Annotated in this window: 7 protein-coding genes and 1 pseudogene; 3 read left to right on the top strand and 5 right to left on the bottom strand. The window is 57.8% G+C overall.

Translation table 11 applies throughout. The features are described from left to right. Positions 1-238, bottom strand: a 238-nt coding sequence (locus E4K64_RS39040; RefSeq protein ID WP_135167572.1) for a hypothetical protein, incomplete at its 3' end; no start/stop codon positions are given. Between the two features lie 499 nt (positions 239-737). On the opposite strand from E4K64_RS39040, the gene E4K64_RS39035 reads away from it, so the two are divergent. The 3 genes and pseudogenes from E4K64_RS39035 to E4K64_RS42030 form a co-directional block, all read left to right on the top strand. Next, positions 738-1403, top strand: a complete 666-nt coding sequence (locus tag E4K64_RS39035; protein WP_126262219.1) for a ParA family protein — start codon at positions 738-740, stop codon at positions 1401-1403. Further along, positions 1369-2352: a hypothetical protein gene (locus E4K64_RS39030; protein ID WP_126262218.1), complete on the top strand. Its 984-nt coding sequence runs from the start codon at positions 1369-1371 to the stop codon at positions 2350-2352. The genes E4K64_RS39035 and E4K64_RS39030 overlap by 35 nt, the downstream gene beginning before the upstream one ends. Positions 2353-2387: 35 nt before the next feature. Next, positions 2388-2781, top strand: a pseudogene (locus E4K64_RS42030) (IS110 family transposase); the annotation flags it as partial. 636 nt (positions 2782-3417) lie between these two features. Here E4K64_RS42030 and E4K64_RS39020 read toward each other — a convergent pair. From E4K64_RS39020 to E4K64_RS39000, 4 genes are all read right to left on the bottom strand, one after another. After that, the gene (locus E4K64_RS39020) at positions 3418-3573 is read right to left on the bottom strand and encodes a hypothetical protein (protein ID WP_235884969.1); all 156 of its coding nucleotides are present in this window, start codon (positions 3571-3573) and stop codon (positions 3418-3420) included. A 39-nt stretch (positions 3574-3612) separates the two neighbouring features. Beyond that, complete coding sequence (locus E4K64_RS39015; protein ID WP_126262217.1) at positions 3613-4152, bottom strand: hypothetical protein; 540 nt, start codon at positions 4150-4152, stop codon at positions 3613-3615. A 135-nt stretch (positions 4153-4287) separates the two neighbouring features. Then, positions 4288-4506 carry a DUF6894 family protein gene (locus tag E4K64_RS39010; RefSeq protein ID WP_126262216.1) on the bottom strand — a complete coding sequence of 73 codons (219 nt, stop codon included), beginning with the start codon at positions 4504-4506 and terminating at the stop codon, positions 4288-4290. Between the two features lie 1178 nt (positions 4507-5684). Next, a partial coding sequence (locus E4K64_RS39000; RefSeq protein ID WP_135161597.1) for an integrase core domain-containing protein occupies positions 5685-5918 on the bottom strand: 234 nt, incomplete at its 5' end.

Genomic DNA, 5918 nt, shown 5'->3' with positions numbered 1-5918 from the left:
CTTCGAGGAACCGCCAGTCGATCGAGCCCGACAGTCTGACCAGCGCATGGTCCGGATCGACGATTTGATCGAGCCTCGCCTTGAACAGATCGTTCTGTCCGCTCTCCCGCCGCGCCTTCGGCCGCATTGCAATTGCCCGTCGTTGATTAGCCCGCCGCGACAGAATCACAGCGATCGCCCAAGAGCAATTTGCAAGAAACTGCGGGCTCACCCGCCGAAATCCTGCGAACAGAACCATGTCTGTTCGCCAAAAATCGATTCTCTCTCAACGGCTTGCGTGTTCTTCACAACCGACTAAACAGCAGTACTACAACTACATGATCTTGTAGGCTTACTCCGGCTGTTGGACGCGATTACTATTCTTTCTGTGTCACAAACGGTGGTCTGTGAAGTGGGCGAACTTGGTCGCAGGACAAGGATATCTCGACAGCGTCGGAGGCCGATCGATTTTATTGCGGTATCTATCCGGCGGTCCGCAAACTTCGAGCGGACGTTGCACCATCTTCAAACGCTCGGGCTTGGCGGTGGGATGCCCGCGATTTGTGCATTGTATGGACCGGCTGGCCTTGGGCGAGGTATCACGCGGTATATCGTTAGTGGGTGGGCTTGATTTGGCTGTGAGTTCCACGCCGCTGTTGATGCGATTCACGATGGGAAATGGTAGGTTACCGATTGGTAAGCTAATTGTTTTCGACGAATCGTGCGTTTCATGTCGTTGTTGTCTGGACGCGTAGGCAATGTACGTCCTTGCTCTGGTCACCCAAAAAGGCGGAAGCGGCAAGAGCACGCTGGCGGTCGGAATTGCAGTCGCAGCGGTGGGGAACGGGGAGCGCGTCGCAATTGTCGACGCGGATCTACAAGGCACGATTTCAAAATGGATAGAGCGGCGCGGCCATCCTCATCCGCGGGTCGTTCGGGTCGCCGATCCCGCCGAAATAGAAGGGGCGCTCGTCAGCCTTGAAGCTGAGGGGATCTCGCTTACGGTCATCGATACCGCCGCCACAAACAATGCACTGGCCATGCGCGCCATCGCGAGGGCCGATCTTTGCCTGATCCCGGTGCGTCCGAGTCCGGCCGACATCGAAGCTGCGATACCGACGCTGATTGCTATTCGTAGGCTCAACCGCCGATTTGCTTTCGTCCTCAATCAGACGCCAGCGCGGGGCTGTCGCCTGAGTGAAGCTGCAACGTCGCTCAATTCGCTCGGGGTGCTTGCGCTTCCCTATGTCGGACAGCGCAATGACCACCAGGACGCGCTTGGGGCAGGATTAGGCGTGACCGAGTTTGCACAAGAGGGAAGAGCCTCGGAGGAAGTTCGTGAGCTGTGGCGCTGGGTCTTGAAAAAGCTTGTCGAGAGGTCATCAGATCATGAGCCACACGCAAGCGAAAAAGCGGCGTACTAGGCAGATGCGTGCGCGACGCTCGCTGGTGGATCTTACCGCGGCGGCGAGCCGAGCCGTTGACGATGGCCTGTTTGTGTTGTCCGGCGAGATTGCTCCTTCCAATCCGCGCTCGGAGCACATAGGCGCGAATACGTCTGATCAAACAATCCTTGCAAGGCAAGCGACCCCTCCGATTCACGTTGCGGTGCTTGAATCTCGGAATGCGGCGGCGCCGCGTAAGGACGAACTCATAGATTGCGACAGTACCACCGAGATGATGGTAAAGGTTGTCGAGGACTCTCAAGACAGGGCTTCTGAAAACCTCAAAGCCAGCCTGAATGAAGCGGCGTCGAAAGACGTCGGCGGTTCCTGCCTTGAAAGCAAGTTTTTGCCCGTTCTCAAAGAAGCCGCAACAGAGTTCCACGCCGATGCGGTCGAATTGTTCGTGCAGGAGGAACCAAATGACGGCGCAAAGCAGCCGCAACCGCGATATATGCGGCGGCTCACTGACGAGGCGGTCAGATTACTGGACGATCTTCGCTGCGGAAAGCTGGAGAATCAGGCGAACTTCATCCTGAGCGAATGCTTCAGAGAAGCCGCCAGCGCGTTCTCCATCATCAATCAGCAGCTCAAGCGGGACGGCTATGCCGCGAGCATTGATCCATCAATTTTCATCTGGCTTGCTAATATCACCGAACCGGAGACGCGTGACGCCGCGACCATGCGGCTTGAGATTGTACCCAACCACCGAGGTCGTCCGAGCACATACGCACGCCAGGTCGCTCAATTCATCTGGCATCTTGTCGAGGGGCAGGGCTGCCGGCGACAGGCCGCATATCGGGGCGCGCTCACGAAGTTCACCGTAACCGAGAGTTTCGTCGAGAACGCCTATGCCTTTTGGGAGCCGATCTTCAAACGGGCGGGACCGCACGTGAGGATGCTGACCCGCATTTCAGATGCAGAAATGTAAAGCTAAGCAGCGTGGGCATTTGGCGTCCGCTTCGACCGAGGCCCAAGCACTTCGCCTCCTGGCTGTGCCTGCACCAGGCTACCAAGTCTCTAGCTGCAAGGTGTTCTCGTGGCGCACACGGAGATCGTCCAGTCGGGCAGTCGCACTGTTGCGGCTGGCAGTAACAACCGTCGGGCGGAGCGATACGGCGCTCGGTGCATTCTATCGCCGACTGTCCTCACGTATGGGTAAGTTAAAGGCGTTGAGCGACCGCCCGCAAGATCGCAGTTTAAGACCTTCCGGCACGGCATGCCCTGCAGAGATCCTGGTGCGGATCACTATGAGCAGCAACATCGCGGCCGTGTCCTCGCTACCCTTCAGCGCCGAACCAAAACTCGCGGCTTCGAGTTACAGGCAGTTCCAGGCGACTCCGATCCGGCTGTTTCTTAGGAAGTCGATCGCGATCTTTTCCGGAACCCGGACATGAGCTTCCGCTTCATCGAGACCAGCGCGACAGCTACCGCGCCCAGCCTTGGATAGCGGAGCTGTATGATCGCCAGACAGCCGCCACGCGCCGATCCTCGACCTGCAATCCAATCGTTACAGCATTAGCTTGTCCGGAGGAGCGTGAACGGCTGACTGTGACTGAGACGACAGCAAAGTTGCGCGATTGTCTGAATTAACTGCCAGCTTTCGTCCCGCCCCCCATCTGGTGTGGCACTATGCGCGTGCGGCTCATGCTGCTCGCCTCATTCGCAGCCAGAACATCGCTCGTCAACTCGACTTTCTTCGTGCCTCACGTCACGGTACGGCACCCGTATCCGTGAGAGGCGAAACAATCCATTGCTACGCCAGCGTATTCCAACATCTTCGGAACCTTCGGTTTCGCCGCCCGCGCTGCCTTGAGGATTCCGCGGGGGGATATCTTTTTTCTATCCCTACATCGCATGACCATTACTCAGGCGCCTCGTTTGTTTCGCCCGCTGTTCCCCACGATTGGGTGCGGCTCGCGCAGACGGCTAGGTGTCGGCCGCCGCGCGAAAGTTCGCCGCATTCTCTGCAGCCACAGCAAGGGCCCGAGACAACTCAAGCCTGATCCGCCGTCACTTGGAAATGAACGCCGACAATGCTCGCAATGGCGAGCGTGATTTCGTCGTCCACCTGCTCAATTATGATAGCAGCCGACTCGTCGAGTTCGATCTCGGCAATCCGTCCGATGAAATCATCCGGTTCATTTTCCATTACTGCACCCCATCCATCCGGCCACAATCTAAGGCAGAACTAACCGGTGCCTCGATGAGGCGACCTGAGCGGAACAATCGGAACGCCGCTACTTGGAATAACCTTCAAGCCAATGCGCTTGCTGGCGGCGCTCCAACTTCTTACAGCCTCGTTTGTTAGACAAGTCGCAGTCAATTCGTTCCAGGATCTTACAACACGTTCCCAACTCTCTTTCCGAGCGGGGAGAAGCGCGAGCATCCTTTGCGCCTTGCGCGAAGCCGCGAACTTCCCGCCGCGCTTCGCTTCTTTAAGAATTTTGCAAACCAGCTCTTCAGTTCGCTTGCACCCGGCGTCCGTCATTCTATCATCGACAAAGCAACCGAAGCATATTCGAAAGGATAAGGCACGGTCTGCAGCGACGTATGATGGTAAGCCCGGCTCGTTCAACCACTGATGAAGAGCTTCGAGCTGCTCTGATCCACCTAGCGTGAGAACATCGTCCCGCTCAAACATTAAAAATGCCGCGAAACCAGCGACCTCAAGCTGCATGTCCAAGTCTAGCGTTTCCAACCAACTGGTGATTGCTTTTAGTGGAGACATTGCCCTGCTCTCCTTTCTTGCAGTCGTGATTGGGGCTCGCAACTGACAGAGGGATCCGCTCGATAGCGATTCGAGCCCGGAGAACACGCACTGGTCAACTACAAGAATTTGTAGGTAAGGCTGCGCGTCACCAGGTCAGTCGCCCTGAACCACGTGCCGCGCGATCTCCGCGCCTTCGCCATCAAAGACCAGCACGACAGTTTCGCTAACGCGATCGTAGTCAGGATCGCCGCCGATATCCCGAGCAACGCTGGCGCCATACTGACTCGCGAGATCTGCCGAGCCGAACATCTCACCCTCGCCGTCCGGCTGAAGGCGACCGTTGTGGATCATCGGAAAATAATAGCGCTGCATATGAAGGCCCTCCACCGCGGCGATCATGCGCTCATATTAGAGCGGGACGCACCTGTCCAAAATGACAGGATCGTTGTGCAGCGACACCGGCAGCACCGCCCCACTCAACCATAGCGATATACCTCGCGCACTTTAGCTAACCACCGGACAATTACGGAGAGCGAAGCTGCTTTCTTTCCGGTGGACAGCCCTTGGTTGCGATAGTAACTTAGTCGTTTTTCAGGACGTGAGATTTTCTTATGCGCGACTGGCAACTGCCGTTTTCTCGCGTGTGCTTGGACTGCACCTCAAAGCGCGAACGAGTATCCTACCGCCGCTACACGGAGTGTTGGGCAGATTTGCAACGCGCTGCGATTTTGAGCGGTGCGTGATGCTGCTCTACATTTTCACGGTCATAATGATCGAGTCGTGGCTCGATTTCTGGCTAGCCCAACGTCTCGCCCCGGCATGCTGCCCGCGCTGGGGCACCTCACTCGGGGACACGATGGGAGAGTAATCTTGGAGTCCGCGGTCAGCCTGTCGGTCGTGATTGAAGCAGGACAGTCCGTCAGCCTTTCGTCAGCTATCGCGAGCGCACCCCGTGCCTTTTATGACTAACCCGCACACCGTAAGCAGCGCGGGCGCGACTCGGCGCCGGAAATGCGCAACGACGCTATCCCTGCCACACCCGCGCCGCCGGCGAAGTTAGCGGCAACGTGACTCGGCACCGCCATACCGATGAAGCGCTGTCCCTGCCACGTGCCGCCAACTTCGGGGCCAGCCTCAGCGGCGAAAGAATCTGACGATGGGATACATCTATCGGAAATGGGCGTGGCACAACTACCAGGACTGGTCGTAGCCTCACGTGGCTTGGCAATCAGTCTCGGATCGCAGGCAGCGCCGTCGCGAGTCGCCAACTCACTGCCAGGGCAGGTATAGCGCCACGAACAGTACCAAGGCTGCAAGCCCGAACGCCCACGCGAACAATAGCGCCTTCCATCGGCCAATTCCGATCGATCTCCTCGGCCGCCCGCAGCGGCGTACCACTGCGGCCTTTCTGTTGAGCAACACAATGGGTGGTGCATCACTCGATTCGTAGATTTTCCGCCGAGTCTTTTCCGCGATTTTTCACGATGTCTGAGCTGGCCCCGGTTGTCTGAACAGAATATCCGCGTCGATAAGTGGAGCCTCTGCCGGGGTTAGGCTGCCGTGCGGAGCGGCAGCGGGGTGAAGTAGGCTTGATCCGGTGTGCTGCCGTCAAGGCTCGAATGTGGACGGCGGCAATTGTAGAAGTCCAGATAGCGGCCAATCGAGGCGCGAGCGTCGCTGACGCTGTCGTAGGCCCGCAGATACACCTCCTCGTATTTGACGCTGCGCCACAGCCGCTCAACGAACACGTTGTCCCGCCAGGCGCCCCGGCCGTCCATACTGAT

It is taken from the genome of Bradyrhizobium frederickii (assembly GCF_004570865.1).
Lineage (GTDB): Bacteria > Pseudomonadota > Alphaproteobacteria > Rhizobiales > Xanthobacteraceae > Bradyrhizobium > Bradyrhizobium frederickii.
Note: the sequence above shows the minus strand (reverse complement) of the source record. Positions and strands in the feature narration are given on the sequence as shown.

Bases quoted from the DNA above. Each gene is read 5' to 3' on its own strand.
- E4K64_RS39015 (WP_126262217.1), bottom strand. From the start codon at position 4,152: ATGTCTCCACTAAAAGCAATCACCAGTTGGTTGGAAACGCTAGACTTG.
- E4K64_RS39035 (WP_126262219.1), top strand. From the start codon at position 738: ATGTACGTCCTTGCTCTGGTCACCCAAAAAGGCGGAAGCGGCAAGAGC.
- E4K64_RS39030 (WP_126262218.1), top strand. From the start codon at position 1,369: ATGAGCCACACGCAAGCGAAAAAGCGGCGTACTAGGCAGATGCGTGCG.
- E4K64_RS39010 (WP_126262216.1), bottom strand. From the start codon at position 4,506: ATGCAGCGCTATTATTTTCCGATGATCCACAACGGTCGCCTTCAGCCG.
- E4K64_RS39020 (WP_235884969.1), bottom strand. From the start codon at position 3,573: ATGGAAAATGAACCGGATGATTTCATCGGACGGATTGCCGAGATCGAA.